24 protein-coding genes are annotated in these 26,061 nt (G+C 67.6%); 13 read left to right on the plus strand and 11 right to left on the minus strand.

All coding sequences use genetic code 11. From position 1 onward, the window contains the following. Positions 1 to 13: 13 nt before the first annotated feature. Entirely contained in the window at positions 14 to 805 is a 792-nt protein-coding gene (locus tag ISF28_RS05165; protein WP_198116068.1) for a DUF6851 domain-containing protein, read from the plus strand. Between the two features lie 4 nt (positions 806 to 809). On the opposite strand, the gene ISF28_RS05170 is transcribed toward ISF28_RS05165, so the two are convergent. Both ISF28_RS05170 and ISF28_RS05175 read right to left on the minus strand, forming a co-directional pair. Further along, positions 810 to 1,541, minus strand: a complete 732-nt coding sequence (locus ISF28_RS05170; RefSeq protein WP_198116069.1) for a hypothetical protein — start codon at positions 1,539 to 1,541, stop codon at positions 810 to 812. Positions 1,542 to 1,634: 93 nt separating this feature from the next. Continuing rightward, positions 1,635 to 2,918 carry a S8 family serine peptidase gene (locus tag ISF28_RS05175; protein ID WP_229518878.1) on the minus strand — a complete coding sequence of 428 codons (1,284 nt, stop codon included), beginning with the start codon at positions 2,916 to 2,918 and terminating at the stop codon, positions 1,635 to 1,637. Positions 2,919 to 3,010: 92 nt separating this feature from the next. Here ISF28_RS05175 and ISF28_RS05180 point away from each other — a divergent pair, with 92 nt between their 5' ends. After that, positions 3,011 to 3,499: an RNA polymerase sigma factor gene (locus ISF28_RS05180; RefSeq protein ID WP_198116070.1), complete on the plus strand. Its 489-nt coding sequence runs from the start codon at positions 3,011 to 3,013 to the stop codon at positions 3,497 to 3,499. Beyond that, positions 3,496 to 4,209 carry an anti-sigma factor family protein gene (locus ISF28_RS05185; RefSeq protein ID WP_198116071.1) on the plus strand — a complete coding sequence of 238 codons (714 nt, stop codon included), beginning with the start codon at positions 3,496 to 3,498 and terminating at the stop codon, positions 4,207 to 4,209. Before ISF28_RS05180 ends, ISF28_RS05185 begins: the two co-directional genes overlap by 4 nt. An 11-nt stretch (positions 4,210 to 4,220) precedes the next feature. On the opposite strand, the gene rsmA is transcribed toward ISF28_RS05185, so the two are convergent. From rsmA to ISF28_RS05205, 4 genes are read right to left on the minus strand one after another with little or no spacing between them, the layout of a single operon-like run. Further along, positions 4,221 to 5,000: a 16S rRNA (adenine(1518)-N(6)/adenine(1519)-N(6))-dimethyltransferase RsmA gene (gene rsmA, locus ISF28_RS05190; RefSeq protein WP_198116072.1), complete on the minus strand. Its 780-nt coding sequence runs from the start codon at positions 4,998 to 5,000 to the stop codon at positions 4,221 to 4,223. Between the two features lie 16 nt (positions 5,001 to 5,016). Then, positions 5,017 to 6,057 carry a 4-hydroxythreonine-4-phosphate dehydrogenase PdxA gene (gene pdxA / locus ISF28_RS05195; protein ID WP_198116073.1) on the minus strand — a complete coding sequence of 347 codons (1,041 nt, stop codon included), beginning with the start codon at positions 6,055 to 6,057 and terminating at the stop codon, positions 5,017 to 5,019. After that, positions 6,058 to 7,458, minus strand: coding sequence for a peptidylprolyl isomerase (locus ISF28_RS05200; RefSeq protein ID WP_229518879.1), 1,401 nt, complete (start codon positions 7,456 to 7,458; stop codon positions 6,058 to 6,060). A gap of 46 nt (positions 7,459 to 7,504) precedes the next feature. Next, positions 7,505 to 9,793: an LPS-assembly protein LptD gene (locus ISF28_RS05205; protein WP_198116075.1), complete on the minus strand. Its 2,289-nt coding sequence runs from the start codon at positions 9,791 to 9,793 to the stop codon at positions 7,505 to 7,507. 95 nt (positions 9,794 to 9,888) lie between these two features. Here ISF28_RS05205 and ISF28_RS05210 point away from each other — a divergent pair, with 95 nt between their 5' ends. The 4 genes from ISF28_RS05210 to ISF28_RS05225 are packed head-to-tail and all read left to right on the plus strand — an operon-like array spanning position 9,889 to position 14,171. Then, positions 9,889 to 10,944, plus strand: a complete 1,056-nt coding sequence (locus ISF28_RS05210; protein ID WP_198116076.1) for an aminoglycoside phosphotransferase family protein — start codon at positions 9,889 to 9,891, stop codon at positions 10,942 to 10,944. A gap of 11 nt (positions 10,945 to 10,955) precedes the next feature. Beyond that, the gene (murU, locus tag ISF28_RS05215; protein WP_198116077.1) at positions 10,956 to 11,681 is read left to right on the plus strand and encodes an N-acetylmuramate alpha-1-phosphate uridylyltransferase MurU; all 726 of its coding nucleotides are present in this window, start codon (positions 10,956 to 10,958) and stop codon (positions 11,679 to 11,681) included. Beyond that, a complete protein-coding gene (pepP, locus tag ISF28_RS05220) occupies positions 11,681 to 13,015 on the plus strand; it encodes a Xaa-Pro aminopeptidase (RefSeq protein WP_198116078.1) in 1,335 nt (444 codons plus the stop codon). Before murU ends, pepP begins: the two co-directional genes overlap by 1 nt. After that, positions 13,008 to 14,171, plus strand: a complete 1,164-nt coding sequence (locus ISF28_RS05225) for an FAD-dependent monooxygenase (protein ID WP_198116079.1) — start codon at positions 13,008 to 13,010, stop codon at positions 14,169 to 14,171. Before pepP ends, ISF28_RS05225 begins: the two co-directional genes overlap by 8 nt. A 101-nt stretch (positions 14,172 to 14,272) precedes the next feature. On the opposite strand, the gene ISF28_RS05230 is transcribed toward ISF28_RS05225, so the two are convergent. From ISF28_RS05230 to ISF28_RS05240, 3 genes are read right to left on the minus strand one after another with little or no spacing between them, the layout of a single operon-like run. After that, on the minus strand, positions 14,273 to 15,730 hold the full coding sequence (locus ISF28_RS05230) for an NAD(P)(+) transhydrogenase (Re/Si-specific) subunit beta (protein ID WP_198116080.1): 1,458 nt from the start codon (positions 15,728 to 15,730) through the stop codon (positions 14,273 to 14,275). Next, a complete protein-coding gene (locus tag ISF28_RS05235; protein ID WP_198116081.1) occupies positions 15,727 to 16,083 on the minus strand; it encodes an NAD(P) transhydrogenase subunit alpha part 2 in 357 nt (118 codons plus the stop codon). The genes ISF28_RS05230 and ISF28_RS05235 overlap by 4 nt, the downstream gene beginning before the upstream one ends. Before the next feature lie 16 nt (positions 16,084 to 16,099). Next, positions 16,100 to 17,218 carry a Re/Si-specific NAD(P)(+) transhydrogenase subunit alpha gene (locus ISF28_RS05240; protein ID WP_198116082.1) on the minus strand — a complete coding sequence of 373 codons (1,119 nt, stop codon included), beginning with the start codon at positions 17,216 to 17,218 and terminating at the stop codon, positions 16,100 to 16,102. Between the two features lie 247 nt (positions 17,219 to 17,465). Between ISF28_RS05240 and ISF28_RS05245 the strand changes: the two genes are divergently transcribed. The 3 genes from ISF28_RS05245 (at position 17,466) to ISF28_RS05255 (ending at position 19,683) form a co-directional block, all read left to right on the plus strand. Beyond that, positions 17,466 to 17,969 carry an NUDIX hydrolase gene (locus tag ISF28_RS05245; RefSeq protein WP_198116083.1) on the plus strand — a complete coding sequence of 168 codons (504 nt, stop codon included), beginning with the start codon at positions 17,466 to 17,468 and terminating at the stop codon, positions 17,967 to 17,969. A gap of 1 nt (position 17,970) precedes the next feature. Beyond that, on the plus strand, positions 17,971 to 19,080 hold the full coding sequence (gene mnmA / locus ISF28_RS05250) for a tRNA 2-thiouridine(34) synthase MnmA (RefSeq protein ID WP_198116084.1): 1,110 nt from the start codon (positions 17,971 to 17,973) through the stop codon (positions 19,078 to 19,080). 123 nt (positions 19,081 to 19,203) lie between these two features. Then, positions 19,204 to 19,683, plus strand: a complete 480-nt coding sequence (locus tag ISF28_RS05255; RefSeq protein WP_198116085.1) for a chemotaxis protein CheW — start codon at positions 19,204 to 19,206, stop codon at positions 19,681 to 19,683. 12 nt (positions 19,684 to 19,695) lie between these two features. Here the strand turns inward: ISF28_RS05255 and ISF28_RS05260 are convergent, their stop codons facing one another. After that, a complete protein-coding gene (locus tag ISF28_RS05260; protein WP_198116086.1) occupies positions 19,696 to 20,079 on the minus strand; it encodes an ANTAR domain-containing response regulator in 384 nt (127 codons plus the stop codon). Between the two features lie 16 nt (positions 20,080 to 20,095). Then, a complete protein-coding gene (locus ISF28_RS05265) occupies positions 20,096 to 20,872 on the minus strand; it encodes a 5'-3' exonuclease (protein WP_198116087.1) in 777 nt (258 codons plus the stop codon). A 278-nt stretch (positions 20,873 to 21,150) separates the two neighbouring features. On the opposite strand from ISF28_RS05265, the gene ISF28_RS05270 reads away from it, so the two are divergent. From ISF28_RS05270 to ISF28_RS05280, 3 genes are all read left to right on the plus strand, one after another. After that, positions 21,151 to 23,070, plus strand: a complete 1,920-nt coding sequence (locus tag ISF28_RS05270) for a methyl-accepting chemotaxis protein (protein ID WP_229518880.1) — start codon at positions 21,151 to 21,153, stop codon at positions 23,068 to 23,070. A gap of 328 nt (positions 23,071 to 23,398) precedes the next feature. Then, positions 23,399 to 25,333, plus strand: coding sequence for a CocE/NonD family hydrolase (locus tag ISF28_RS05275; protein WP_198116088.1), 1,935 nt, complete (start codon positions 23,399 to 23,401; stop codon positions 25,331 to 25,333). Positions 25,334 to 25,465: 132 nt separating this feature from the next. Then, the gene (locus ISF28_RS05280; protein WP_198116089.1) at positions 25,466 to 26,056 is read left to right on the plus strand and encodes a PEP-CTERM sorting domain-containing protein; all 591 of its coding nucleotides are present in this window, start codon (positions 25,466 to 25,468) and stop codon (positions 26,054 to 26,056) included. Positions 26,057 to 26,061: the final 5 nt, after the last annotated feature.

Consider the following 26,061-nt stretch of genomic DNA (forward strand, 5'->3'; position numbering starts at 1 on the left):
AGCGGAGGCGGATATGGGATGGCGGAACTTCCTGGAACTGGATGCGGACGGGGCGACCGCCCCCGTCGCGACACGGCCGGCCGGCACGGTCGCGGGCTGGAACGCGCTGGCGTTACGGACGATGGGCACGGCGCCGCCGCCGCGCGTCCTCGCCCTGCTGCACACCTGCATGTACAACGCCTGGGCCGCCTACGACGGCGATGCCCGCCAGACGACGCTCGGCATGGCCGTACGCCTGCCGCGCGCCGAGCGCGACGCCGCCAGCAAGGCCGGCGCGATGAGCCACGCGGCCCATGGCGTCCTCGCCGGCCTGTGCCCGGCGGCGCACGCCGGCATCGATGCCCATATGCGGCGCCTCGGGCTGGATCCGGACGCCGCGGCCGGCCCATTCAGTCCGGCCGGTATCGGCCGCACGCAGGCGGCAGCCATGCTCGACGGCGGTTGCCGGGATCAACCGTTCGCGCTGATGCCGGCCGAGGTCCGCCAGCCCGGCGCCGGCGAGCTGCAGGCGAACGCCGCGCACTGGTGCCGTCTGGCCCGGCAGATATCGGTCCGCGACGGGCACGACGACGACCGCGACGTGCTGCTGTTCTTCGTGCTGGCCAATGCCCTGGCGGACGCCGCCCTCGCGACCGGGGATGGCGAGGCCTGCGCCGCAGCCGCCGCCGAGGTGCTGCGGCGTGTTACGGGCGGCAGCCGGCTGGATGGGGCCGCGCCCACGGACGGGGCGGGGGCTGAGCCGGGCAGAAAGATCGGCGCGCGCGTGTTCGACAAGGCGCGCCGTTATTGGCAAGGCAGGCTGTAACCGCTTACTGGCGGGTGCCGCTGGCGGACGCGCCGCTCGCGCCCGATCCGCCCGCGCTGCCCGAGGCCGTACCGCTCGCGCTGCCGCTGCCGCTGCCGCTGCCGCTGAGCGTCACGCCGCCGTTCGCGGCCGACGCACCTTCGCGCACCGATCGGGCCGCGCCGCGCGCACCGCCTGCCGCCTCGCTGCCGGCGGCCGCCATGCGCTCGCGCGCCTGGCCCGCGGTGCCGCGGGCCGCACCCGCCGCGCCGCCGATCGTGCCGGCCGCGGCACTGCCGTCCACGCCGGCCGAGCCCGATCCGTCGCCGCGGGCCGACGCCCCGCCCTTGCCCGCATCGGCGGATGCCGAGCGTTGCGCACTCGCCGCGGCGGCGCCAGTCCCGACGAGGCTGCCGGCACCCGACAGCAGGCCCGGCCGCTGCACGGGGGCCGCGGGCTGGGCCGGCGCGGCGGTGCCGGCACCGGACGCACCGCCCGCTGCCTGCCGTCCCGCGCCGCCGCGCACGTCGTCCTCCGCGTCGCGCACGAGACGTCCTTCGCCGCGCAGTCCGCTCATCGTATCCATGCGGCCGATGCCGCCCATGCCGCCCATGCCACCGTTAAGCATGCCGCCGACGGAACCGCCCAGCGAGCCGCCGAGCCCGCCGCCGAGCAACTGCGCATGGGCCTGGTGCGTGATGCCGATGCCGAGGGAAAGGACGAGGGCGATGTGGCGGGTAATCTGTTTGGCTTTCATGTCTGTTCTCCTTGTGATGGGGCGGCGCTGTCGCCGCCGATACAAGGAAAACGGACCAGCTCGCCATTTTCTTCCATTCCTTCAAAAAAATTTTTAGCGCAGGTCCGCCGGGTCCGTGCGCAAGCCGGCGCCGACGATGCCGTAGCCCGTCTCGTCATTCGCGACGGCATGGCCGCCGCCGGCCTCGCGCGCGAGCGCGTCCACGGCGCGCGCGGCCGCGGCGCCGTCCGGCCGGGGCAGCCGCTTGGCCAGCAAGGCCGCGACGATGGGCGCCGCGAACGATGTCCCGCGCACCTGCCGGTACGGTGGCGCGCCGGGCGCGGCGCTGACCATCTGGCTGCCCGGCGCCGCGAATTTCACCTGCGGACCGCGCGCCGCTTCCGGCAGCGGCCGGCCGCGCCGGTCGACGGCCGTCACGCCGACGACGCCGGGATAGCTGGCCGGATACAGCGGCGGCGCGGCCGGCCCGTCGTTGCCGACGGCGGCCACGAGGAGGTGGCCGCGCGCCTCCATCGCGGCGACGGCCCGCCCCAGCAGCGCATTGGCCGGGCCGACGAGGCTGATGTTCACGACGCCGACGCCCTGCTGGTCCAGCCAGCCGAGCGCCGCGGCGATGCGGTCGGCGGCCCCGCCCACCGGGCTGCCGCAGTACACGTCGGCCGCATACAGGCTGGCGCCCGGGGCCGCGCCGCGCAGGTGTTCGGAGCGCCCGACCATCAGCGCCGCCACCGCCGTGCCGTGCGGCGCGGGAACGACCTGGCCGCCGCAGCCCCAGCGCGTGATCGCGGCATCCTCGAAGACCGGGTGGGTGCCGTCGACGCCGCTGTCGACGAGGCCGATGCGGACGGCGGATCCCTCGCCGGCACGCACGCCATCCGCCGCACCGCTGCCCGTGTAGACGTGGTTGAAATCGTAGGCGCCGCCGGGATCGAAGGCCCGCAACCGCTCGACCATGGCCGCCGTCGACGCACCGGACGGCAGGCGCAGCACGACCATGCGGTCGCCCAGTCCGGGCAGCACCTCGTCGCGCACGACCGTCGCGCCAAGGTCGCGCGCGGCCTGCAGGGCCGTCTCCGACGGCGACCAGGCCAGCACCTCGCCGCGCAGCGCCGGTTCGCCGTTCGGGTCGGCCTCGAGTTGAGTCGCGTGGTCGCGCAGCAAGCGTTTGATCGTGTCGACACGCAGGCTGCCGAGGTCCGGCAACGGCGCCCGGTCGAGCAACTGGTCGACCGGACGGCGCAATCCGTCCAGCCCCAGCGGCCCGATACGGCCGGGCAGCGGCAAGGACGGCAACCCCAATTGCGCATGCGCGGACGCCATGCCGCACACGAGCAGCGCGGCAAGCAGGCCACGCAAATTTACGAAAGGGAATTTCATGGGCGGATCATATATGATTGGTCAAGATACGCAGTTAACGAACGGCGCAGGGAAGAAAATCCCCTCCTGCATCGTTTACCTAGACAGACACCATGCTTGCCGACGAGATCGCCGCCCTGCTGCCCCGGATGCGCCGCTTTGCGCGGGCGCTGACCTATCATCGCGAAGACGCGGACGACCTGGTGCAGGTCGCGATGGAGCGCGCGCTCGGCCGCAGCGAACAATGGGAACCGGGGACGCGGCTCGACAGCTGGCTCTTCCGGATCATCAAGAACGCGTGGATCGACGAAGTGCGCAGCCGGACCCGGCGCGCCGAGTTGTTCGCGCCCGAGGAAGAAGGCGAACATGTGGGCGACGACACGGCGCAGGCGCACCAGCAGCGGCTCGCGATCCAGAAGGCGATCAGCCTGCTGTCCGAGGAGCACCGGCTCGTCGTCGGCCTCGTGCTCGTGGACGGCCTGCCGTACAAGGAAGCGGCGGACGTGCTGGAGATCCCCGTCGGGACCCTCACCAGCCGCCTGGCCCGCGCCCGCGACGCCCTGCAGCAACTGCTCGCCGACCAGACACGAAGGACACCATGACATTTTCCGATGACACCCTGATGGCCTATGCCGACGGCGAACTCGATCCCGCCGAACGCGCCGCCATCGAACACGCGATGCGCGCCGATCCCGCCATTGCCGCCGCCGTGGCGCGCCATCGCGCCCTGCGCGCGGACGTCGCCGCCGCCTTCGCCGGCATCCTCGACGAACCCGTGCCCGCGCGCCTGCAGCCGGCGCCGGCCGCACCCGTGCTGTCGCTGGACGCGGCGCGCACGGCGCGGGACGAACGCCGCCGCTGGTCGTGGCCGGAATGGGGCGCGCTGGCGGCCACGCTCGTCATTGGGGTCCTGGCCGGCAAGGTGATTCCCGGCGGCGGGCCGGCCATCGCCGGCAACGGCGGGCAGGTGGTGGCGCAAGGCGAACTGGCCTCTGCCCTCGACCGCCAGGTCGGCGGCAAGGCGGCAGGCGCGGTGAAGGTCGGCGTCAGCTTCGCCGCCCGCGACGGCGCTTACTGCCGCAGCTTCGTCATGGGATCGTCGGCCGGCCTGGCGTGCCGGGAAGGCGGGCAGTGGCGGATCCCCGTGCTGGCCGAGGCCGCGCCGGAGGCGACGGGCGGCTACCGCCAGGCCGGCAGCGCGTTGCCGGCCGCCGTGCTCGATGCGATCGACGAGCGCATCGCCGGCAAGCCGCTGGACGCCAAGGGAGAAGAGGCGGCGCGATCGCGCGGATGGCAGGCGGGCTCTCGATGAGCGCCCGCTGATCAGGCCAGCGGTTTCAGCACATTGGCCAGCGCCACGTACTGTTCCAGCCCCACGGTTTCCGGCCGCGCCCCCGGATCGATGCCGGCGTCGACCAGCTGCTGTTCGTTGAACATGCCCGCCACGCAGTTGCGGATCACCTTGCGGCGCTGCGAGAACGCCTTCTGCACGACGGCTTCGAGCGCGCCCGCGTCGGCCGGGAGCTGCCTGCGCGTGGGCACCATGCGCACGATGGCGGAATCGACCTGCGGCGGCGGATCGAAGGCCGTCGGCGGCACGACGAACAGCAGCGCCATGTCGTAGCGCCACTGCAGCATCACCGACAGGCGGCCGTAGACCTTGGTCCCCGGCTCCGCCACCATGCGCTCCACGACCTCTTTCTGCAGCATGAAGTGCTGGTCCTCGATGAGGTGGGCGTAGTCGGCCAGGTGGAACAGCAGCGGGCTCGAGATGTTGTACGGCAGGTTGCCCACCACGCGCAGCTTTTTCCCGTCCGGGACGGGGATGCCGCCGAAGTCGAATTTCAGGGCGTCGCCCGCGTGGATGGTCAGGCGTTCGCGCGGATACGCTTTTTCCAGGCGCGCGACGAGGTCGCGGTCGAGCTCCACCACGTGCATGTGGTCGAGCTCCTTGAGCAGCAGCGCCGTCATCGCGGCCAGGCCCGGGCCGATTTCGACCATGGTGTCGCCGCGGCGCGGGCCAATCGCATCGATGATGTTGTGGAGGACGTGGTCGTCGGTCAGGAAATTCTGGCCGAAGCGCTTGCGGGCTACGTGTTTCATTTTTTTCTTATGCGGGTTATTGCTGTTGCGCGCGCACCATCGACAGGGCGACGCGGATCGCCTCTTCCATGCTGCCGCAATCGGCCCGGCCGAGGCCTTGCGCGGCCAGATCGAGGGCCGTGCCGTGGTCGACCGACGTGCGGATCAAAGGCAGGCCCAGCGTGATGTTGACGCCGCGGCCAAAGGTCGCGTACTTGAGCACGGGCAGGCCCTGGTCGTGGTACATGGCGAGGACGGCGTCGGCGTCCTGCAGGTATTTGGGCTGGAACAGCGTGTCGGCCGGATACGGGCCGCGCGCGTCGATGCCGCGCGTGCGGGCGTCTTCCAGCACGGGCGTGATGACGTCGATCTCTTCGCGCCCCAGGTAGCCGTTCTCGCCCGCATGCGGGTTCAGGCCCGTCACGAGGATGCGGGGAGCGGCGATGCCGAACTTGCGCACGAGGTCCGCGTGCAGGATCTCCAGCACCTGTGTGAGGCTATCACGCGTGATGGCGAACGAGACGTCCTTGAGCGGCAGGTGCGTCGTCGCCAGCGCCACGCGCAGGTAAGGCCGGTCCGCGCCGGGCGAACCCGCGAGCATCATGACCACTTTCGGCGTGCCCGTCTTCTCGGCCAGGTATTCCGTGTGGCCGGAAAACGCGATGCCGGCATCGTTGATGGTGCTCTTTTGCAGCGGCGCCGTGACGATGGCGTCCCACCAGCCGGCCTGCGTGCCCTCGATCGCGAGATCGAGCGTGGCCAGCACGGCGCGGCCGTTGGCGGCATCCAGCCGGCCCGGCACGACGTGGGCGTCGAGCGGCACGTCGACGACGGGGATGACATCCGGCCCGAAGTGCGGCAGGCCGCTGTGGCGCAGGGCCAGGGTGGAGATCGCGGACAGGCGGATCGCCGGGTCGATCAGCCCCGCCGTCAGCGACAGGAACGCCGCATCGCCCACGAGCACGCACCGGGCCGCGCCGCGCAGCGCCCAGGCCGCGCGGATCGAGATCTCCGGTCCGATGCCGGCCGGCTCGCCGACCGTGACGGCCAACGTGGGGCGTGCGCCTGCCTGGGACATTTATTTGTCCTCGCGGAACTCGACGTAGGCGCGGTCGCGGACCTGGCGGCTCCAGTCTTCCAGGGCTTCCTGGCGCTTGCGGTCGGTGAGGACCTGGCGGGCGGCCGCGCGTTCCTTCTCCTTCGACACGTCTTCCGACTTGCGCTCGATGACCTCGATCAGGTGCAGGCCGAACGGCGTCTTGATGACGTCCGACACCGTGCCCGGCTTGAGGGCGTTCATCGGGTTCTCGAATTCCGGCAGCGCGTCGCCCGGGGCCAGCCAGCCCAGGTCGCCGCCCTTCGCGGCCGAGCCGTCCTGCGAGTACTGGCGCGCCATCTCTTCGAAGGTCGCCTGCTTGCTCTCGATCTTGTGCTTGATCTCGAGGAGCTTCTTGCGGGCCTCTTCCTCGGTCTGCGTCGGCGTGATCTTGAGCAGGATGTGACGCGCGTGGGTCTGCTGCACGACGGCCTGGGCGGGCTTCTGCGCGTCCGCCAGCTTGCGCTCGCCGGCGAGCTTGAGGATGTGGAAGCCGACGTTGGTGCGGATCACCGGCGTGACCTGGCCCGGCTTGAGCTTGTGCAGCTCGTTCGCGAAGATCGGGGGCAGGCGGTCCGGGTCGCGCCAGCCGACCGAGCCGCCCTTCAGCGCGTCCGGCGAATCGGAATAGGTGGCGGCCATTTTGGCGAAGTCGGCGCCGGTGCGCAGCTGGCGCTCGACCTCGTCGGCCTTGGCCTTGCGCGCGGCGATCTGTTCGGGCGACGCGTTTTCCGGGATGCGCACGAGGATCTGCGCGATGTCCATCTCGACGCGGTCGGCGGCGGCGGCCTTTTCGGCGGCGAGATAGGTGTCGATCTCGGCGTCGGTGACCTGGATCTTGCTGTCGACTTCGTGCTCGATCAGGCGCTGCAGCATGATCTCGTTGCGGATCTGCTCGCGGAACTGGGAGAACGGCAGGCCGTCCTTCTCCATCGCGTTGCGCATGTCCTGCACGCTCATCTTCTGGTTCTCGGCGATGCGGCCGATGGCGCGGTCGAGCATCGTGTCGTCGACGCGCACGCCCATTTCCTTGGCCAGCTGGAGCTGGGCGCGCTCAGTGATCATGGCTTCGACGACCTGGCGGCGCAGGTCTTCCTCGGCCGGCATCTGGGCGCCCTGGGCCTTCAGGCGCTGGGTGATCTCGGCCACGCGCTGGTCGACTTCGCGCTTGGTGATCACTTCGTCGTTGACGATCACGTACACGGAATCGATCACGTGGGCGTTGCTGGACGCCGGCGGCAGGAAGCCGGTGCTCGGCTTGGCGGGCGGCTTGGCCGCGGGTGCGGCCTGGGCCAGGACGTCGCCCGTGGCGAGGGCGCACAGCAGCACCGCCGCCAGCTTGATCTGGTGCGGACGGCGCGGAGACAGACGGGTAGTACGCATATTCAGGGAAGCACTCATTTCAGGTATCTAGTTGTCCATGGCCCGGTCAGGGGCGGCCGACGTTGGTGTTCAGCCGGGTGTAGCCGGGGATGCTCTTGTTGAAAGTCTCCAGCGGGTTGCCGAAGCCCAGCCGCGACAGGCCGTTGAGCTCGAGCTGGAAAAAGATCGGCGTCGAGGTGGTCCGCGCGGCCGTCACGAAACGCTGCGCGCCCATGCGGAACACCCAGCAATCCGCCTTGTACTCGAGCCCCACGAGGCTCTCGAGCAGTTTGCGGTCGCGCACCGAGTAGCTGACCCGGGTCACGCCGTACCAGCGCTGCGACAGCGGCCACTGGCCCGACACGTCGGCGTTGCGGAAGCCGTTGGCAATGCCGAAGGTGTCGCGTTGAAAGCGGTATTCGAGATTCAACACCTTCATCGGGGCCGGCTGCCACTGCACCCCGACATTCGAACTGTACAGGCTGCGCGCCTGTGCATCGTATTGTACGCCGCTGTCGAAGGTCCATGACTCCGAAATGCGGCCCGACGCCGCCAGCAGCGCGTCCGAGCGGGTCTGGTTGCTTTGCTCGCTCGAATTCAGGCGCACGCGCGGATCGGTGAAGTAATAGCGGCTGCCGACCGCGAGGCGCAGGCGCTCGGCGCCGTTGGCCTCGATGAAGCGCGAGACGATCGCCGCCGTCAGCTGGTTCGCGTCCGACACCTTGTCGGCGCCGACGAAGCGGTTTTCCGTGAACAGCTGGGCGTAATTGAAACCGGCGACGCCCGTATCGAAGTTGGGGATGTCGTCCTGGTTTTTATAGGGGGTGCGCACGTAGAACAGGCGCGGCTCCAGCGTCTGCGTGCCGCCGGACCCGAACAGCGACGACTTGCGCTCGAACACCATGCCGCTGTCCAGCGAGAACGTGGGCAGCACGCGCGAGATCTTGTCGTCGCCGTTGACGTTCTGCGTCAGGCTGTACTGGGTCGCGTGCAGCATGACCTTGGGCGTCACGAACCAGCCCGGATGCACCCACGGATGGCTCACCTGCGCCACCATGTTGGCGCGGTTGCCCTGCACCTGGTTGTCGTCCGGATGCGTGAAGCGCGTGGCCTCCGCGTCCACCGACCAGTCGAAGCCGCCCAGCACGTCGTAGCGGCCGGCGTGGAAGTCGATCGTCGGCAGGCGGTTGTACGGCGTCGCCACGGTCAGCGCCGGATTCAGCACGGCGCCCGGGTCCTGCAGCACCTGGTAGTTCTGCACGCGCGCCGTCAGGTTCCAGTACTGGCCATAATAGTCGGTGCGCAGCTCGCGCAGCAGCTGGCGCTCGGCGCTGGCGGCGACGGTGCGCGAGAAGTCCGACGGGTATTCGTTGTCCGACGCCGCGTGCGCGTTCCAGCCGAACGTCCAGTTGGGCGCCAGGAACTGGTTGTGCAAGGTGTCGACCCACCAGCGGTTGCGGTGCGCCAGGTGGTCGTTGGCCAGGTATTCCAGGTGCGTCTCGCCGTGGTAGGGCCCGCGGTCGGTCTCGCCCAGGTAGCGGCCCGTGGCGCCCAGCTGCAGGCCCCGCGCGAAGATATAGCGCGGGAACAGCGTCAGGTCGCGGTTCGGCGCGATGTTGAAGTAATACGGCACCATCAGCTCGGCCGAGCCCTTGGAGCCGAAGCCGACCGTGGGCGGCAGCCAGCCGGACCGGCGCGCACCCGACAGCGAGAACGACAGCGCCGGAATCCCGAGGATGGGCACGTCCTTGAAATAGATGATCGTGCCGCCGGCCGTGCCGACGTCGCGGCCCTGGTCCAGGCGCAGCGTGCTGGATTTCAGGTACCAGTCCGGATCGGGCCCTTCGCAGGTGCTGTACGTGCCGTCGACGACGACGGCCTGGTCCTCGCCGAGGAAATTGATGCGCTGGGCCTTGCCCTGCGCGTTGTTCGCGGCCAGGCGGTAGGCCGGGTGCAGCACCCAGCCCTTGCCCGTTGCCAGGTTCAGTTGCAGCGCGTCGCCCTTGTAACGGTCGCCGAAACGCCACATATTGATATTGCCTTCGGCCGTGACCTCGTCCTCGACGCGCCGGTAGCAGGCCGTGTCCGCCGTGACGCCGGTCGTGCCGCGCGTGATCTCGACGTTGCGGTCCATGTTCAGGATACGGTCCGGACGGCCGGAAAACGCCTCGGCGCGTATCGTGACCGGCAGGTCTTTCTCGTCGGAATGGGCCGGAGCGGCCACCGTCGGTGCCGCCGTCTGTGCCGCCGTTTGTGCCGCCGTTTGTGCATATAACGGCCCCGCGGCCACGGCCACGCAGGCGGACAAGGCGGCAGTTCGCCGCGGCGGGAATGGTAGGGCCGTCATCCAGCTCATGAAAGATCGCGTTGCACCATAGAGGGCGATTTTTTGGATTGAATCTCGTATTATATGGGAATTCCTATCACCAACCCGTTTCACCGGGACGCTTCATGTCTTCTCAGTCTCAACACGTTCCCACCCCCGACAAAGATGCCCGCCTCGCCCAGCTGACCGATTGGTTGGGTTCGCTTGACCTCGTCGACGTCGCCAGCCTGCGCCCGGCATCCACCGACGCCAGTTTCCGCCGCTACTTCCGCCTCGATGTTGTGCCGGCGCTACGCGACAAGCTGGGCGATACGCTCGTCGCCATGGACGCCCCGCCGGAGCGCGAAAACGTGGCCGCCTTCATCCACGTCGACGGCCTGCTGCGCGATGCCGGCGTCACCGTGCCCGCCATCGTGGCCCGCAACGTGGAGGCCGGCTTCCTGCTGCTGTCCGACCTCGGCACGACGATGTATTTGCAGCGCCTGTCCGTCGACAACGCCCCGTTCATGTACTCGGACGCCATCGACGCCCTGATCAAGTTCCAGGTGGCGAGCCAACCGGGCGTGCTGCCGGAATTCGACCGCGCCTTCGTGCTGCGCGAGCTGAACCTGTTCCCCGAGTGGTTCATCGAACGCCACCTGGGCGTCACGATGAACGACATCCAGCGCGCCCAGCTCGACAAGGCGTTCGAGGCGATCACGGCCAACGTGTTAGCACAACAGCAAGTCTACATGCACCGCGATTTCCATTCGCGCAACCTGATGTTCCTCGACCAGGGCAACCCGGGCGTGCTGGACTTCCAGGACGCCGTCTACGGCCCCGTCACCTACGACCTGGCTTCGCTGCTGCGCGACGCCTACATCCAGTGGGACGAGGAATTCGTGCTGGACTGGGTCGTGCGTTACTGGCAAAGCGCGAAACAGGCGGGCCTGCCCGTCAATCCGGACATCGACGCCTTCTACCGCGACTTCGAATACATGGCCCTGCAGCGCCACCTGAAAATCCTCGGCATCTTCTGCCGCCTGAATTACCGCGACGGCAAGTCCACCTACATGGGGGACCTGCCCACGGTGATGGACTACGTGCGCAAGACCGCCAACCGCTACACCGAACTCAAGCCGATCCTCCGCCTGCTCGACGCGTTCGACGACAAGGCGCCGCAGGTCGGCTACACCTTCTGAGACATCCGCCGATGAAAGCCATGATCTTCGCCGCCGGCCGCGGCGAGCGGATGCGTCCGCTGACCGACACCTGCCCCAAGCCCTTGCTCAAGGTGCGTGGGCGTCCCCTCATCACCTGGCACGTGCTGAACCTCGTGCGCGCCGGCATCAAGGACATCGTCATCAACCACTCGCACCTCGGCCACATGATCGAGGAAGAACTGGGCGACGGCAGCCGCTACGGCGCGCGCATCGTCTACTCGCACGAGCCGACGCCGCTGGAAACGGCCGGCGGCATCGTCAACGCCCTGCACCTGCTGGGCGACGAACCGTTCCTGGCCGTTTCCGGCGACATCTACGCACCCTACTTCGACTTCGAACAGGTGCTGGACGTGCTCAAGGACGTCGACGCCGTGGGCCAACCGATTCCGCCCGAGAAGCGCGACATCGCCTGGCTGTACCTCACGCCGAACCCGTGGCACAACCCGGAAGGCGACTTCGGCGTGACCATGTACACGCTGTCCAACGACGGCAACCCGAAATGGAATTTCGCCGGCATCGGCGTCTATCGTCCTGAAATGTTCGACGGAATCCGCGCCGGCGAGTTCCTGAAATTCGGCCCGTTGATGCGCAAGTTCATTGACCAGGGTCGCGTGGGCGGTGAAATCTACGACGGCCAGTGGGTCAACGTGGGCACCGTGCGCCAGCTGGAAGAACTCAACGCACCGCCGGGATCCATCGCGAAGGCGGGCGCCTGATGGACTACGCGGCACGACGCGCGCGCCTGGCCGCGCAGATGCAGCCGGGCGCCGTCGCCGTGCTGCCCACCGCGCCGGAGGTCCTGCGCAACGGCGACAGCGACTACCCCTACCGCCACGACAGCGCGTTTTATTACCTGACCGGCTTCACGGAACCGGACAGCGTGCTCGTACTCGTCGCCGCGACGGACGACAAGCCGGCCCGCTCCATCCTGTTCTGCCGCGAAAAGAACGTCGAGCGCGAGATCTGGGACGGCTACCGCCACGGCCCGGAAGCGGCGCGCACGACGTTCGGCGTCGACGACGCGTACCCGATCGCCGAACTGGATACGCACATGGCGCGCCTCCTCGCGAACGCGCCCGCGCTGTACTACGCGCTGGCGTCGAACGCGGCCCTCGACGCGCAGGTGATGGGCTGGCTCAAGGCCGTGCGCGCCCAGGCCCGCACCGGCACGACGGCGCCCGGCACTTTCGTTAACCTGCTGCCCCTGCTGGACGAGATGCGCCTGATAAAAGACGCCGACGAACAGGCGCTGATGCTGCGCGCCGGCGAGATCTCGGGCCGCGCGCACGAGCGCGCGATGCGCGCGGCGCGTCCCGGCATGGCCGAGTACGAGCTGGAAGCGGAGCTGCTGTACGTCTTCCGCAAGAACGGCGCCCAGTTCCCCGCTTACACGCCCATCGTGGCCTCGGGCCCGAACGCCTGCATCCTGCACTACAACGTCAACGACCGCACCATGCGCGACGGCGACCTCGTGCTGATCGACGCCGGCTGCGAGCTGGATGGCTACGCCTCCGACATCACGCGCACCTTTCCCGTGAACGGCCGCTTCACCGACGCCCAGAGGACCCTCTACGAGCTCGTGCTGGCGGCACAGGACGCGGCCCTCGAGGCCATCGCACCGGGCCGGCCGTACAGCGCGTTCCACGAAGCGGCGCTGCGCGTGCTGGTGCAGGGCATGCTCGACCTGGGCCTCGTCGACAAGTCGAAATACGCGAGCGTCGACGACGCCATCGCGGACAAGGCCCACGTGCCGTTCTACATGCACGGCACGGGCCACTGGCTCGGCATGGACGTGCACGACGTCGGCGCCTACCGCGACGTGACGCAGGCCGAGAAGCCATCACGGCCGCTGGCCGAAGGCATGGTCGTGACGGTGGAACCGGGCATCTACGTGCGCCCGGCCGACGGCGTGCCGGAACGCTTCTGGCACATCGGCATCCGCATCGAGGACGACGTCGTCGTCACGAACGACGGTTATCGCCTCTTGTCGGCGGCGGCGCCGAAAACGGTGGCGGAGATCGAAGCGATCGTGGGGACCGCGCATGACTGAACAGGAAATTCACGTCGACGTCGCGATCTGCGGTGCCGGCCCCGTCGGCCTCGCACTGGCCGCGCTGATGGCGCGCCGCGGCGTCGCGCCGGGGCGCATCGCGCTGGTGGATGCGAAGGCGCTGGGCCAGGCGATCTCGGACCCGCGCTCGATCGCGCTGTCGTGGGGCAGCCGCATGCTGCTGGAAGACGTCGGCGCCTGGCCGTTGCCCTGCACGCCGATCCACCAGATCCACGTGTCGCGCCGCGGCCACCTGGGCCGCAGCCTGATGGACCGCGCTGAACACAAGGTCGAGGCGCTGGGTTATGTGGCGCGCTACGGCGAAGTCGTCGACGCGCTGGCGCGCGCCTGCGAGCGCGCGGGCGTGCAGGTGCTGCGCCCGGTGCGCGTGACGGCGCTCGACGAACGCCGCGACGGCGTCGTGCTCGAGCTGGACGACGGCCGCAAGCTGCATGCGCAGGCGGCCGTGCAGGCCGAGGGCGGCGTGTTCGGGGAGCAGGCGGACAGGACGCAACGGCGCGACTACGCCCAGACGGCCGTCATCGCGCGCATCTCGGCCAGCCAGCCGATCGCGCACCGCGCCTTCGAACGTTTTACCGACGAAGGCCCGCTCGCGCTGCTGCCGCAGGACGGCCCCGACGGCCATCGCTATGCGCTGGTCTGGTGCGTGCATCCGGAACGCGCGCAGCAGTTGCTGGACCTGGGCGAGCCGGCATTCCTGCGCCAGTTGGGCGAGGCGTTCGGCGAGCGTCTCGGCACGTTCACGGGCGCATCGGAACGGGCGGCGTTTCCGCTCGGGCTGAACGCGGACCCGCGCTTTTCCGCGCGCACGGTCGCCATCGGGAATGCGGCGCAGACCCTGCACCCGGTGGCGGGACAGGGATTGAATCTCGGCCTGCGCGACGCGGCCGTGCTGGCGCGCCTGCTCGCGCGCGGGATCGATCGCGAGGGCGGCATCGCGGATGCGTTATCCCGCTTTGCGGAAGAACGTGCGCGCGACCGCGGCGCCATCATCCGCACGACGGATGCGCTGGCGCGCGTGTTCGCGAATACGGGGCCGCTGCAGGCGGTGTTCGGGCTGGCGCTGGCGGCGCTCGATACCGTCAAGCCAGCCCGGATGTTGTTGGCCGAATTGATGATGTTCGGACGCAGGTAGCCGTAGGGTGGGCACCCCGTGCCCACCAAATGCACGCATCGCGGCAGCGCATGGTGGGCGCGCATTTCAAGCCCCCGGCTTGAAATGCCCCACCCTACGTATTACTCCACCGCCTTGACCATCGACTCGATGACTTTTTTGGCGTCCCCGAACACCATCATCGTGTTCGGCTGATAAAACAGATCGTTGTCGAGCCCCGCATACCCCGACGCCATCGACCGCTTGTTGACGATGATGCTCTTGGCTTTATAGGCCTCGAGGATCGGCATCCCCGCGATCGGCGATTTCGGATCCTTCGCGGCCGGGTTCACGACGTCGTTCGCGCCCAGCACGAGCACCACGTCCGTCTGGCCGAATTCGCCGTTGATGTCTTCCATCTCCGCCACCTGGTCGTACGGCACCTCGGCTTCCGCCAGCAGCACGTTCATGTGGCCCGGCATGCGGCCCGCCACCGGGTGGATCGCGTAGCGCACCTGCACGCCGTGTTCCGTCAGCTTGTCGACCAGTTCCTTCACCGTGTGCTGGGCGCGCGCTACCGCGAGGCCGTAGCCCGGCACGATGATGACGGATTCCGCATTCTGCAGGATGAACGCCGCGTCTTCCGGCGAGCCCGATTTCACCGGCCGCTGTTCCTTCGCGCCGCCCGTGTCGGCGGATGCCGCCTCGCCGCCGAAGCCGCCCAGGATCACGTTGAAGAACGAGCGGTTCATCGCCTTGCACATGATGTACGACAGGATCGCGCCCGACGAACCGACGAGCGAGCCCGCGATGATCAACATCGAGTTGTTCAGCGAGAAGCCGATGCCCGCGGCCGCCCAGCCCGAGTACGAGTTCAGCATCGACACGACGACGGGCATGTCCGCGCCGCCGATCGGGATGATGATCAGGACGCCCAGCACGAACGACAGCACGGCCATCACGATGTACGGGGTCCATGCCGGCGTGGCGCCGCTCGAGAAGCAGAACGCGAGGCCCAGGCCGACGATGGCGATGGCCACGAGCAGGTTGATCATGTGCTGGCCCGGATAGCGCACGGGCGCGCCCTGGAACAGCCGGAATTTATATTTGCCGGCCAGCTTGCCGAACGCGATCACGGACCCGGAGAACGTGACGGCGCCCACGAACGTGCCGATGAACAGTTCCAGCCGGTTGCCGAACGGGAGCCCTTCGCCGCGCGCGGCGATATTGAAAGCCCACGGCTCGGACACGGCCGCGATGGCGATGCACACGGCCGCGAGGCCGATCAGCGAGTGCATGGCCGCGACCAGTTCCGGCATCTTGGTCATCTCGACGCGCTTCGCGGCCACCGCGCCGATCGCGCCGCCGACCACGACGCCCAGCAATACGAGGCCGAAGCCCATGCCGCTCGTCTGCATCTGCTCCTTCAGCTTGAACATCAGGGCGATGGTGGTGACGACGGCGATGCCCATGCCGGTCATGCCGAACGCGTTGCCCATGCGCGCGGACGCGGGCGACGACAAGCCCTTCAAGGCCTGGATGAAGCACACGGACGCCACGAGGTACAGCAGCGTCACGACATTCATGCTGATCATGTTCATGCGGCCTCCTTGGCGACGCCGCCGGCACCGTTGGCGCCGTTGGCAGCCGGCGCCGGCTTCGCCTTCGGTTCCTTCTTCTTGAACATCTCCAGCATGCGCTGGGTGACGAGGAAGCCGCCGAACACGTTCACGGCGGCCAGCGCCACGGCGATCGTGCCGGCGACCCGGCCCGTCAGGCCCTCGGTGAGGCCGGCCGCCAGCATGGCGCCGACGATGATGATGGCCGAGACGGCGTTCGTCACCGCCATCAGCGGCGTGTGCAGCGCGGGCGTGACCGTCCACACGACGTGGTAGCCGACGTAGATCGCCAGCACGAAGATGATCAGGTTGATGATGGTATGGCTGATTTCCATGACGCGTCTCCTTGATTTACGCCGCTTTGCGCAGTACGTCGCCGTCGATGGCGACGAGCACTGCGCGCACGATCTCGTCCTCGCGGTCGATGACGAGCTTGCCGTCCTTGTCGATCACGAGTTTTAAAAAGTCCAGCACGTTGCGGGCGTACAGCGCCGACGCGTCGGCCGCCACCAGCGCGGGCAGGTTCGGCTCGCCGATGATCGTGACGCCGTGTTTGATCACCGTCTTGCCCAGCTCCGTCAGCGGGCAGTTGCCGCCCTGCTCGATGGCCATGTCGACGATCACGGAGCCCGGCTTCATCGCGCGCACCGTTTCTTCCGCGATCAGCACCGGGGCCTTGCGGCCGGGGATCAGCGCCGTCGTGATGACGATGTCGGCCAGCTTCGCGCGCTCGTGCACGAGTTCCGCCTGGCGCCGCATCCAGTCGGCCGGCATCGGGCGCGCATAGCCGCCCACGCCCTTGGCGATCTCGCGTTCCTCGTCCGTGAGGAACGGGACGTCGATGAATTTGGCGCCCAGCGATTCCACCTGCTCCTTCACGGGCGGACGCACGTCGGATGCTTCGATGACGGCGCCCAGGCGCTTCGCGGTGGCGATGGCCTGCAGGCCGGCGACGCCGACGCCCATGATCAAGACGCGCGCCGCCTTCACGGTGCCGGCGGCCGTCATCAGCATCGGCATGAAGCGCTGGTAGGCGTTGGCGGCCATGAGCACGGCCTTGTAGCCGGCGATGTTGGCCTGCGACGACAGCACGTCCATCGACTGGGCGCGCGTGATGCGCGGCGCCGCTTCCAGCGCGAACGCCGTCACGCGCTGCTGCGCCAGCGCGGCCAGGTTGTCGGCATCGAATGGATTCAGCATGCCGACGAGGGCGGCGCCCGGCCGCATCAGCGCGCGCTCCTCCGCATTCGGGCTGCGCACTTTCAGGACGAGGTCGGCCCCGAAGGCGTCTTGCGCGGACCCGATGCGGGCGCCGGCGGCGACGTATGCATCGTCGATCGCGGAAGCAGGGACGCCGGCGCCCGATTGCACGATCACTTCGTGCTGGGCGGCCAGCTTCTTGACCGTTTCGGGGGTTGCTGCGACACGTGTCTCGCCAGGCCTCGTTTCGACCGGCACACCAATTCTCATGATGCCTCCGTATAATTGATAAACTGTCTACAATCTAGCATGTAATGCCCCCGATCAATACAGATGAGTGGTTTTTCGTCAACAGATCGGCAATTTTCGTGGCCAAGCCCTCGGAAACCTAGATAAAGTCTCAAGCTTTTTGTTACACATCAATATTCAAACCTGTCCGGAACTATTGCACCGCAGCGTGCGCCCGAGCAACGCACGTTCCAGCAAGGTAGAATGTCGGCTCACTACAAGGACGCGCATGACCCATACCTTCAGACCGTCAGTCACCGTCGCCGCGATCATCGAGCGCGAAGGCCGTTTCCTGCTGATCGAAGAAGAAACCAGCGACGGCATCCGCCTGAACCAGCCGGCCGGCCACCTCGACCCGCACGAATCGCTCGAACAGGCGGTGATCCGCGAGGCGATGGAAGAGACGGCGCACGAGTTCATCCCGGAAGCCCTCGTCGGCATGTACCTGTCGCGCTACCACTCGAAGTCGCGCGGGCATGACGTGACCTATCTGCGCTTCACGTTCTGCGGCAAGGCGGGCAAGCAGTACGACCAGGCGCTCGACCACGGCATCCTGCGCACCTTGTGGCTGACGCGCGACGAACTGGCCGCGTGCCGCGAGCGCCACCGCAGCCCCATCGTCCTGAAATGCGTGGACGATTACCTGGCGGGCAAGCGCACCTCGCTGGACCTGCTGTACACGGACCATTCCGTGTTCGACAACGGACTCACCATCAAACCGGACGTAACCTGAAATGAGCAAAAAGAAAGTCGTGATCGGGATGTCGGGCGGCGTCGACTCCTCGGTCGCGGCCTGGATGCTGAAGGAACAGGGCTATGAAGTCGTCGGCCTGTTCATGAAGAACTGGGAAGACGACGACGATTCCGAATACTGTTCCTCGCGCCAGGACTGGATCGACGCGGCCAGCGTCGCCGACGTCGTCGGCGTGGACATCGAGGCCGTGAACTTCGCCGCCGAATACAAGGACCGCGTGTTCGCGGAATTCCTGCGCGAATACCAGGCCGGCCGCACGCCCAACCCGGACGTGCTGTGCAACGCCGAGATCAAGTTCAAGGCCTTCCTCGACCACGCCATGAAGCTGGGCGCCGACCTGATCGCGACCGGCCACTATGCGCGCGTGCGCCAGAACGGCGCCACCGGCAAGTTCGAGCTGCTCAAGGCCCTCGATTCGACCAAGGACCAGAGCTACTTCCTGCACCGCCTGAACCAGGCGCAGTTGTCGAAATCGCTGTTCCCGCTGGGCGAGATCGCGAAGACGGAAGTGCGCAAGATCGCGGAACAACTGAACCTGCCGAACGCGGCGAAGAAGGACTCGACGGGCATCTGCTTCATCGGCGAGCGCCCGTTCCGCGAATTCCTCGGCCGCTACCTGCAGCACAAGCCGGGGCCGATCAAGCTCGATAACGGCCAGACGGTGGGCGAGCACGTGGGCCTGTCGTTCTACACGCTGGGCCAGCGCAAGGGCATCGGCATCGGCGGCCTGAAGTCGCACAAGAATGCCGACGGCACGAGCGAGCCGTGGTTCGTGGCGCGCAAGGACATCGCCGCCAACACGCTGTACATCGTGCAGGGCCACGATCACCCGTGGCTGCTGTCGGCCAGCCTGGGCGCCGGCCAGGCCAGCTGGATCGCGGGTGAGCCTCCGGAGGCCCGTGCGCTATCGGCCAAGACGCGCTACCGCCAGGCCGACGTGCCCTGCACGGTCGCGCCCGACGGGCCGGACCGCTTCACGCTGGCCTTCACCGACCCGCAATGGGCGGTGACGCCGGGCCAGTCGGCGGTGCTGTACGACGGCGACGTCTGCCTGGGCGGTGGCATTATCGACACGGCGAGCGCGGCCTGATTGTTGCGTTCCCCCCGCAGCCGCAGCATTTTTGTTCGCGATTGCCATTTGTCCATCGCATCCGACATAAAAATGCCGTAATCTTCAGTTATATTGCTGGTTGGAAATTAACGGGGAATTGCAATGGCTGAAGACATCGTCAACAACGCGACCGAGGTGCTGTCCTTCCGTCTGGGCGGCGAGGAATACGCGATCAGCATCCTGAAGGTTCAGGAAATCCGCGGCTACGACGCCGTCACGCGCATCGCCAACGCGCCCGAGTACCTGAAGGGCGTCGTCAACCTGCGCGGCATCATCGTGCCGATCGTCGACATGCGCATCAAGTTCAACGTCGGCGCGCCGACGTATGACGCGTTCACGGTCGTGATCGTCCTGAACATCAACAACCACACGATCGGCATGGTGGTGGACAGCGTCTCGGACGTCGTCACCCTGACGCCGGACCAGATCAAGCCGGCCCCGGACCTCGGCGCCACCGTGTCGGGCGAATACCTGCGCGGCCTCGGCACCGTGGGCGAGCGCATGCTGATCATGCTCGACATCGACAAGCTGCTCGGCTCCGAGGAGATGGGGCTGCTGGCGGCGGCGAAAGAGGCGGCCTGACCCCGGCGGCGCTCACGCGCCGCGGTGCTTCTTGACGATCGAAATGACGGTGTTGCGGATCGTCCGCAGCACCGTGTCGGCCTTGAACGGCTTGACGATGAACCCGTGCACGCCGCCCGCGAGCGCGGCCTGGATGGCGGGTGCGTCGAGCGTGCCGGACACCATGAAGATCAGCGTTTTCGGCAGTTGCGTGCGCAGCTGGCCGACGGCTTCCTGGCCGTCCTCGAACTGCTCGCGCGCGATGCAGAAGATGTGAGGCTGGTGCTTGAGGGCGAGCGCGAATCCGGCCGAGGCCGTATGGGCCTGGCCGGCCACGTCGTAGCCGCCGTCGGTGAGCACGGTGTTGAGCAGGCCGCGCGCGACGGCGCTGCCGTCCACGATGATCGCCTTGAGCATCGGTTTCCTTTCCACGTCAATCGGCCTCGTAGGCCAGCATGTTCCACGTGACGCCCAGGCGCACGTCGGTCTTCAATTGCACGAGCTTGCGCGACACCTCCAGGATCTCGCGTTCCGCACGCAGCCGTTCGCCCAGCGGGGTCTTGAGGATGCCGGCGCCCGCCATGACGGCGTCCAGGTCGCCGTAGGCATTGAGCAGGCGCGCGGCCGTCTTCATGCCGATCTTCGACACGCCCGGCACGCCGTCCGTCGGGTCGCCCATCAGCGCCAGCAGGTCGTGCAGGCGCTCCGGCGCGACGCCGAACCGGTTGCGCACCCACGCGTCGTCGTGCCACTCGCCCTTGAAATGATCCCACACCAGCGCGCCATGCGCGATCAGGGGGTGCAGGTCCTTGTCGGTGGTGGCGACGACGGCGTCGCCGCGCCCTTCCGCCAGCCAGCGCAGCACGCCGGTGCCGATGACGTCGTCGGCCTCGACCTCGGGTAGCATCAACACGTGCAGGCCGGCCTTGCGCAGGCGCTCGTGGAATTCCGGCAGCGCTTCGCGCAGCACGCCCGGCATCGGCGCGCGGCCTTCGCGGTAGCGCGGATAGAGGGCGTGGCGCCACGTGGCGCCGCCGTAGTCGAACGCGGCCAGCACGTGCGTCGGCGCGTGCGCTTCGAGCAGGTTGCGGAACGACGAGAACGCGTGGCGCAGGGCGATGCTCGCCTTGAGGTCGGAGTCCGGCTCGGGACTCGCCTCGTACACGCGCCGTACGATGTTCAGGCCGTCGATGGCCAGCAGCTTTGCCATATTCAGGGCCCGGCGTGAGAAAGGCGGTAGCTTAGCATTGTTGGGTGCCGATCAGAAGCAAAGTGGCAACGACAGGTTCCGGTACGCCATATGCACGAGCACATACACCATATATCGCCACCAAGATCAGCAAATTGAACATTTCCAAGACTATAAAAGATCGTTGTAGGGATGCCGCGTCAAGGTGCGGAATTTGAGGAAAATCACTAATTACAGACATCATCCAATTCATCCCTGATTACACTCAATATACCTTTCCACAAATCAATTTCACACCCATGAAATTCCGTCAACTCGGCATCCGCACCAAGCTCATGCTCAGCATGGGTGTGTGCCTGCTCGTATTCATCGCCATTTCTTCCACGTTGTCGATCTCGATGACCAGTGCGCAGATGCGCGAACGCGTCGTCGCCAGCGAATTGCCGGCCCAGATCAGCGCGATCCGCAACGACATCCAGCGCCAGATCGCGGAACCCGCCGCGATCTCGCAGACGCTGGCGAACAACACCTTCCTGCAGGCGTGGGAAGACGCCGGCAATCCGGACGACGGCCTGGCGGCCTGGATGGCGCAGGCCAAGCGCCTGCAGCAATCCAACCACGCGGCGACCGTGTTCTGGGTGTCGGACGGCACCTCGAAATACTTTACGGAAAAGGGCCTGGAACGCACGATCGACAAGGCATCGAGCAAGGACGCCTGGTTCAAGACCTTCCTCGACAGCAATGTGCCATACCGGCTGGACCTGGACAAGGATGCCGGTTCGGACGTCTACATGCTGTTCATCAACACGCGTGTGCAGACGCCGCAGGGCAAGCTGGCCATCGCCGGCCTGGGTCTCTCCGCCGACGCGCTGGCGAACAGCATCCGCAACTACCGCCTCGGCAAGTCCGGCTACGTCTACCTGGTGAACCAGGCCGGCGTACTGATGGTCCACCGCGACCGCACCCTGCTCGACGGCCACCACACCCTCGACAAGCAGCCCGGCTTCTCGCCCGAACTGGTGCGTTCGCTGCTGGGCAAGCAGCCGTTCGCGTCGGCGCACTACGACGCCCCGACGGGCCGCCAGTTCGTCGCGTCGTCGTACGTGCCGGAACTCGACCTGTACGTCGTGGCCGAGGTGCCGGAAGCGGAGGTGCTGGGCAATATCGGGCGCACGGCCGCGGTGTCCGCCATCATCGCGGCCCTCGCCGGCGGCGCGGTGGGGCTCGCCGCGATCTGGTTCGTGGCCGGCGCCATCTCGGCGCCGGTGATGGGCGCGGCCGGCATGCTGGGCGAAATCGCCGACGGCGACGGCGATCTCAGCCGTCGTCTGGAAGCGGACGGCGAAGACGAAGTGGGCAAGCTGGCGCAGGCGTTCAACCGCTTCGTCGGCTCGCTCAGCGGCACGATCGGCAAGGTGCGCGACAGCAGCCACGTGATCGCCGGGGCCACCGAGGAAATCGCGCGCGGCAATCTGGACCTGTCCACGCGCACGGAGGCGCAGGCGTCGAGCATCGAAGAGACGGCGGCTGCGATGGAAGAACTGACGACGACCGTGCGCAACAACGCGGAGCACGCGATCGAGGCGAACCGCCTCGTGTCCGAGACGGCGCAATCGGCCGAAAAAGGCGGCGCCGTGGTGGCGGAAGTCGTGCGCACGATGGGCGCCATCACGGAAAGCTCGCGCAAGATTTCCGAGATCATCGGCGTCATCGACGGCATCGCCTTCCAGACCAATATCCTCGCTTTGAACGCGGCCGTGGAAGCGGCCAGGGCCGGCGAACAGGGCCGCGGCTTCGCCGTCGTCGCCGGCGAAGTGCGCACGCTGGCCCAGCGATCCGCCGCGGCATCGAAGGAGATCCGCCAGCTGATCCTGGACTCCGTCGCCAAGGTCGATGCCGGCAGCGCGCTGGCCGACGGCGCCGGCCACGCGATGGAAGCGATCGTCGCGTCCGTGCGGCGCGCGGAAGTCCTGATGCGTGACATCGCGGCGTCGAGCCAGGAACAGAGCACGGGCATCGCCCAGGTCAACCAGGCCATCGCCCAGATGGACGACGCGACCCAGCAGAACGCGGCCCTCGTCGAGGAAGCCGCCGCCGCCGCGGCCGCGCTGCAGGAACAGGCGCGCGAGCTGGACGCCGTCGTCCGCACGTTCAAGCTGGCCGCGAACACGACCCCGTCCCTCCCCGCGCCCGCAAACCGCAAACGCCTGCCGGCATAAATTCGGGGTCAGAGCATATTTCGGCTCGAATTCGGGGTCAGAGCACATTTCGGATCAATTTCCTGACGGGTCGTTCCTCACCTGTGCATGGCTGTGGGGCGCCGCGAGGATTCGCAATGCGCAGGGCTGGAACCTCGACGGCTGACGCACAAACTTGCCTCGTGGACCGTGCCCTAAAAAGTGCTCTGACCCCGAATTTCGAACAAATCGTGCTCTGACCCCGAATTTGCGGTGGCGCGTTTGCACGCTTTCCCACGCTTCGGTACTATGCCCTGTTGCAACTTTTACCCAAGGTTGCTCACTCAACCGTCCCGTGGAGAACAAACCAATGCCGCGTTACCGTCCGCCTGCCCTGTCCGTCCTTTCCCTCCTGCTTGCCACCGCCTTCGCCACCTGCGCGCAGGCCCAGACCGCGCCGATGGCGCCGGACATCCCCGCCGAGAAATTCGAGACGACGGTCCCGAACGCCGACTACGTCAAGCGCGACGTCATGATCCCCATGCGCGACGGCGTCAAGCTGCACACCGTGATCGTGATCCCGAAGAGCGTCATGGCCGGCAAGGCGCCGATCATGCTGACCCGCACCCCGTACGACGCCACCCACCGCGCGGAACGCATGCAGAGCCCGCACATGATGTCGGAGCTCGGCGACGGCGACGATGCCTTCGTCGAGAACGGCTATATCCGCGTGTTCCAGGACGTGCGCGGCAAATACGGTTCGGAAGGCGATTACGTGATGACGCGCCCGGTGCGCGGCCCGCTGAACAACACCCCGGTCGACCACACGACGGACGCCTGGGACACGATCGACTGGCTCGTCAAGAACGTCCCGCAGTCGAACGGCAAGGTCGGCATGGTCGGCTCGTCGTACGAAGGTTTTACCGTGCTGATGGCCCTCGTGGACCCGCACCCGGCCCTGAAGGCGGCCGTGCCGATGAGCCCCATGGTCGACGGCTGGCGCGGCGACGACTGGTTCCACAACGGCGCGTTTCGCAACTCGAACCTCGCCTACATCGCCGGCCAGAACGCGGCGCGCGGCGAAGGCGAGAAGATCGTCACCGGCATCAATGACGACTACGAGGCGTTCCTGCGCGCGGGGTCGACGTCGGACTTCGCCCACCTGTACGGCGTCGACCGGCTGAACTTCACGAAAAAACTGTTCGAGCACCCGGCCTACGACAGCTACTGGCAGGAGCAGGCGCTGGACAAGATCCTCGCCAGGCGCGCGCTGAAGGTGCCCACGATGACCGTCGTCGGCCGCTGGGACCAGGAAGACATCTACGGCGCCTACGCGACCTACGCCGCCGTCGAACCGCAGGACAAGACGAACACGATGAATTCGCTGGTGGTCGGCCCGTGGCGCCACAGCGGCGTCAATTACGAGGGCTCGACGCTGGGCGCGCTGAAATTCACGGGCGACACCGCGCGCGAATTCCGCCGCGAGGTCATGCTCCCGTTCTTCGACCAATACCTCAAGGACGGCGCGCCCGCGTTCGACACGCCGCCCGTGTGGTCGTACCAGACCGGCGTGAACCGCTGGCGCCGCCTCGACCGGTGGCCGCTCGCGGCCGCAATCACGCCGCTGTACCTGAAGCCGGGCTTCGGCCTCGGGTTCGACAAGAGCGATGGCAAGGCCGACAAAGCCACCGCGTTCGACGAATACGTGTCCGATCCGGCCAAGCCGGTGCCGTTCGTGCCCCGTCCCGTGCACATGGGCGACAGCAACGTCTGGAAGCCGTGGCTGGTGACCGACCAGCGCGGCGATTCGGACCGTCCGGACGTGCTGACCTACACAAGCGCCCCGCTCACCGCGCCGTTGCAGCTGGCCGGCCAGCCGATGGTCGACCTGTTCGCGTCGACGTCGGGCACGGACAGCGACTGGGTCGTCAAGCTGATCGACGTGTATCCGGACGAAGTCGCAGCGCAGCCGGCGCTGGGCGGCTACGAGCTGCCGATCGCGATGGACATCTTCCGCGGCCGCTACTACCAGGGCCTCGACAAGCCGGCCGCGATCCCCGCGAACAAGGCCGAGCGCTATCGCTTCGCGCTGCCCAACGTCGACCACGTGTTCCTGCCGGGCCACCGGATCATGGTGCAGATCCAGTCCAGCTGGTTCCCGCTGTACGACCGCAATCCGCAGACCTTCGTGCCGAACATCTTCTACGCCAAGCCGGGCGATTATCGCAAGGCGACGCAGCGCGTCTATCACGCGCCGGGGCTGGAGAGCGCGATCGAGCTGCCGGTGGTGCAGGCCGCGAAATAACCGGCGCGGCACGCCGGCCAGGTCATGCATTGTGGCTGGCCGGCGACACACATGTTAAATCCTTAGGACTTTCGCGGGCGGCGCGGTAGGCTGTCGATACGCTTTCCGTTGCCGATTCACGAGGTCCTCTCCATGAAGTTCATCGTCTCCGCCGGCGCCCTGCTGCTGGCCAGTACGCTCGCCCACGCCCAGACCGCCCACTGGGCATTCAGCTACACGGGTTTCTACGACCAGGAAGCGGGCGCCTTCCTGCCCGACATGCACATCGACGGTTCGTTCAGCGGCGTCGACGCGAACGGCGACGGCGTGCTGGAACGCGGCGAGCTGACGTCCCTGCTGGTCGACACGAAGGACTACGTGGCCTGCGCCGCCAGCACCAACGCGAACTACCACTGCGACGCCGACAGCTTCACGTTCTCCGCCGAGAGCGGCCTGGCGTTCAGCGTGAGCGAGTATTCCAGCGACCCGGAAGGCCTGTACGGCGGCGGCCATTTCGTCACGACGGGCCAGATGGTCTACGACTACCAGTTCAACCCCTACGCCAACTCGGAACATCACCTGGCCTGGACGGACGGCACGGTGCTGACCATGACGTCGGCGCTGCCGGGGTCGACATCGGTGCCGGCCGTGCCCGAGGCGCCGGCATGGATGATGCTGCTGGCGGGCGTGGGCGGCATCGGGCTGTGGCGCCGGCGCGGCGCGGCGCGCATCCGCCCCGACTGACCGGC

This window comes from Massilia rhizosphaerae, from assembly GCF_016093545.1.
Classification (GTDB): domain Bacteria; phylum Pseudomonadota; class Gammaproteobacteria; order Burkholderiales; family Burkholderiaceae_D; genus Telluria; species Telluria rhizosphaerae.

Bases quoted from the DNA above. Each gene is read 5' to 3' on its own strand.
- ISF28_RS05165 (WP_198116068.1), top strand. From the start codon at position 14: ATGGGATGGCGGAACTTCCTGGAACTGGATGCGGACGGGGCGACCGCC.
- ISF28_RS05170 (WP_198116069.1), bottom strand. From the start codon at position 1,541: ATGAAAGCCAAACAGATTACCCGCCACATCGCCCTCGTCCTTTCCCTC.
- ISF28_RS05175 (WP_229518878.1), bottom strand. From the start codon at position 2,918: ATGAAATTCCCTTTCGTAAATTTGCGTGGCCTGCTTGCCGCGCTGCTC.
- ISF28_RS05180 (WP_198116070.1), top strand. From the start codon at position 3,011: ATGCTTGCCGACGAGATCGCCGCCCTGCTGCCCCGGATGCGCCGCTTT.
- ISF28_RS05185 (WP_198116071.1), top strand. From the start codon at position 3,496: ATGACATTTTCCGATGACACCCTGATGGCCTATGCCGACGGCGAACTC.
- rsmA (WP_198116072.1), bottom strand. From the start codon at position 5,000: ATGAAACACGTAGCCCGCAAGCGCTTCGGCCAGAATTTCCTGACCGAC.
- pdxA (WP_198116073.1), bottom strand. From the start codon at position 6,057: ATGTCCCAGGCAGGCGCACGCCCCACGTTGGCCGTCACGGTCGGCGAG.
- ISF28_RS05200 (WP_229518879.1), bottom strand. From the start codon at position 7,458: ATGCGTACTACCCGTCTGTCTCCGCGCCGTCCGCACCAGATCAAGCTG.
- ISF28_RS05205 (WP_198116075.1), bottom strand. From the start codon at position 9,793: ATGAGCTGGATGACGGCCCTACCATTCCCGCCGCGGCGAACTGCCGCC.
- ISF28_RS05210 (WP_198116076.1), top strand. From the start codon at position 9,889: ATGTCTTCTCAGTCTCAACACGTTCCCACCCCCGACAAAGATGCCCGC.
- murU (WP_198116077.1), top strand. From the start codon at position 10,956: ATGAAAGCCATGATCTTCGCCGCCGGCCGCGGCGAGCGGATGCGTCCG.
- pepP (WP_198116078.1), top strand. From the start codon at position 11,681: ATGGACTACGCGGCACGACGCGCGCGCCTGGCCGCGCAGATGCAGCCG.
- ISF28_RS05225 (WP_198116079.1), top strand. From the start codon at position 13,008: ATGACTGAACAGGAAATTCACGTCGACGTCGCGATCTGCGGTGCCGGC.
- ISF28_RS05230 (WP_198116080.1), bottom strand. From the start codon at position 15,730: ATGAACATGATCAGCATGAATGTCGTGACGCTGCTGTACCTCGTGGCG.
- ISF28_RS05235 (WP_198116081.1), bottom strand. From the start codon at position 16,083: ATGGAAATCAGCCATACCATCATCAACCTGATCATCTTCGTGCTGGCG.
- ISF28_RS05240 (WP_198116082.1), bottom strand. From the start codon at position 17,218: ATGAGAATTGGTGTGCCGGTCGAAACGAGGCCTGGCGAGACACGTGTC.
- ISF28_RS05245 (WP_198116083.1), top strand. From the start codon at position 17,466: ATGACCCATACCTTCAGACCGTCAGTCACCGTCGCCGCGATCATCGAG.
- mnmA (WP_198116084.1), top strand. From the start codon at position 17,971: ATGAGCAAAAAGAAAGTCGTGATCGGGATGTCGGGCGGCGTCGACTCC.
- ISF28_RS05255 (WP_198116085.1), top strand. From the start codon at position 19,204: ATGGCTGAAGACATCGTCAACAACGCGACCGAGGTGCTGTCCTTCCGT.
- ISF28_RS05260 (WP_198116086.1), bottom strand. From the start codon at position 20,079: ATGCTCAAGGCGATCATCGTGGACGGCAGCGCCGTCGCGCGCGGCCTG.
- ISF28_RS05265 (WP_198116087.1), bottom strand. From the start codon at position 20,872: ATGGCAAAGCTGCTGGCCATCGACGGCCTGAACATCGTACGGCGCGTG.
- ISF28_RS05270 (WP_229518880.1), top strand. From the start codon at position 21,151: ATGAAATTCCGTCAACTCGGCATCCGCACCAAGCTCATGCTCAGCATG.
- ISF28_RS05275 (WP_198116088.1), top strand. From the start codon at position 23,399: ATGCCGCGTTACCGTCCGCCTGCCCTGTCCGTCCTTTCCCTCCTGCTT.
- ISF28_RS05280 (WP_198116089.1), top strand. From the start codon at position 25,466: ATGAAGTTCATCGTCTCCGCCGGCGCCCTGCTGCTGGCCAGTACGCTC.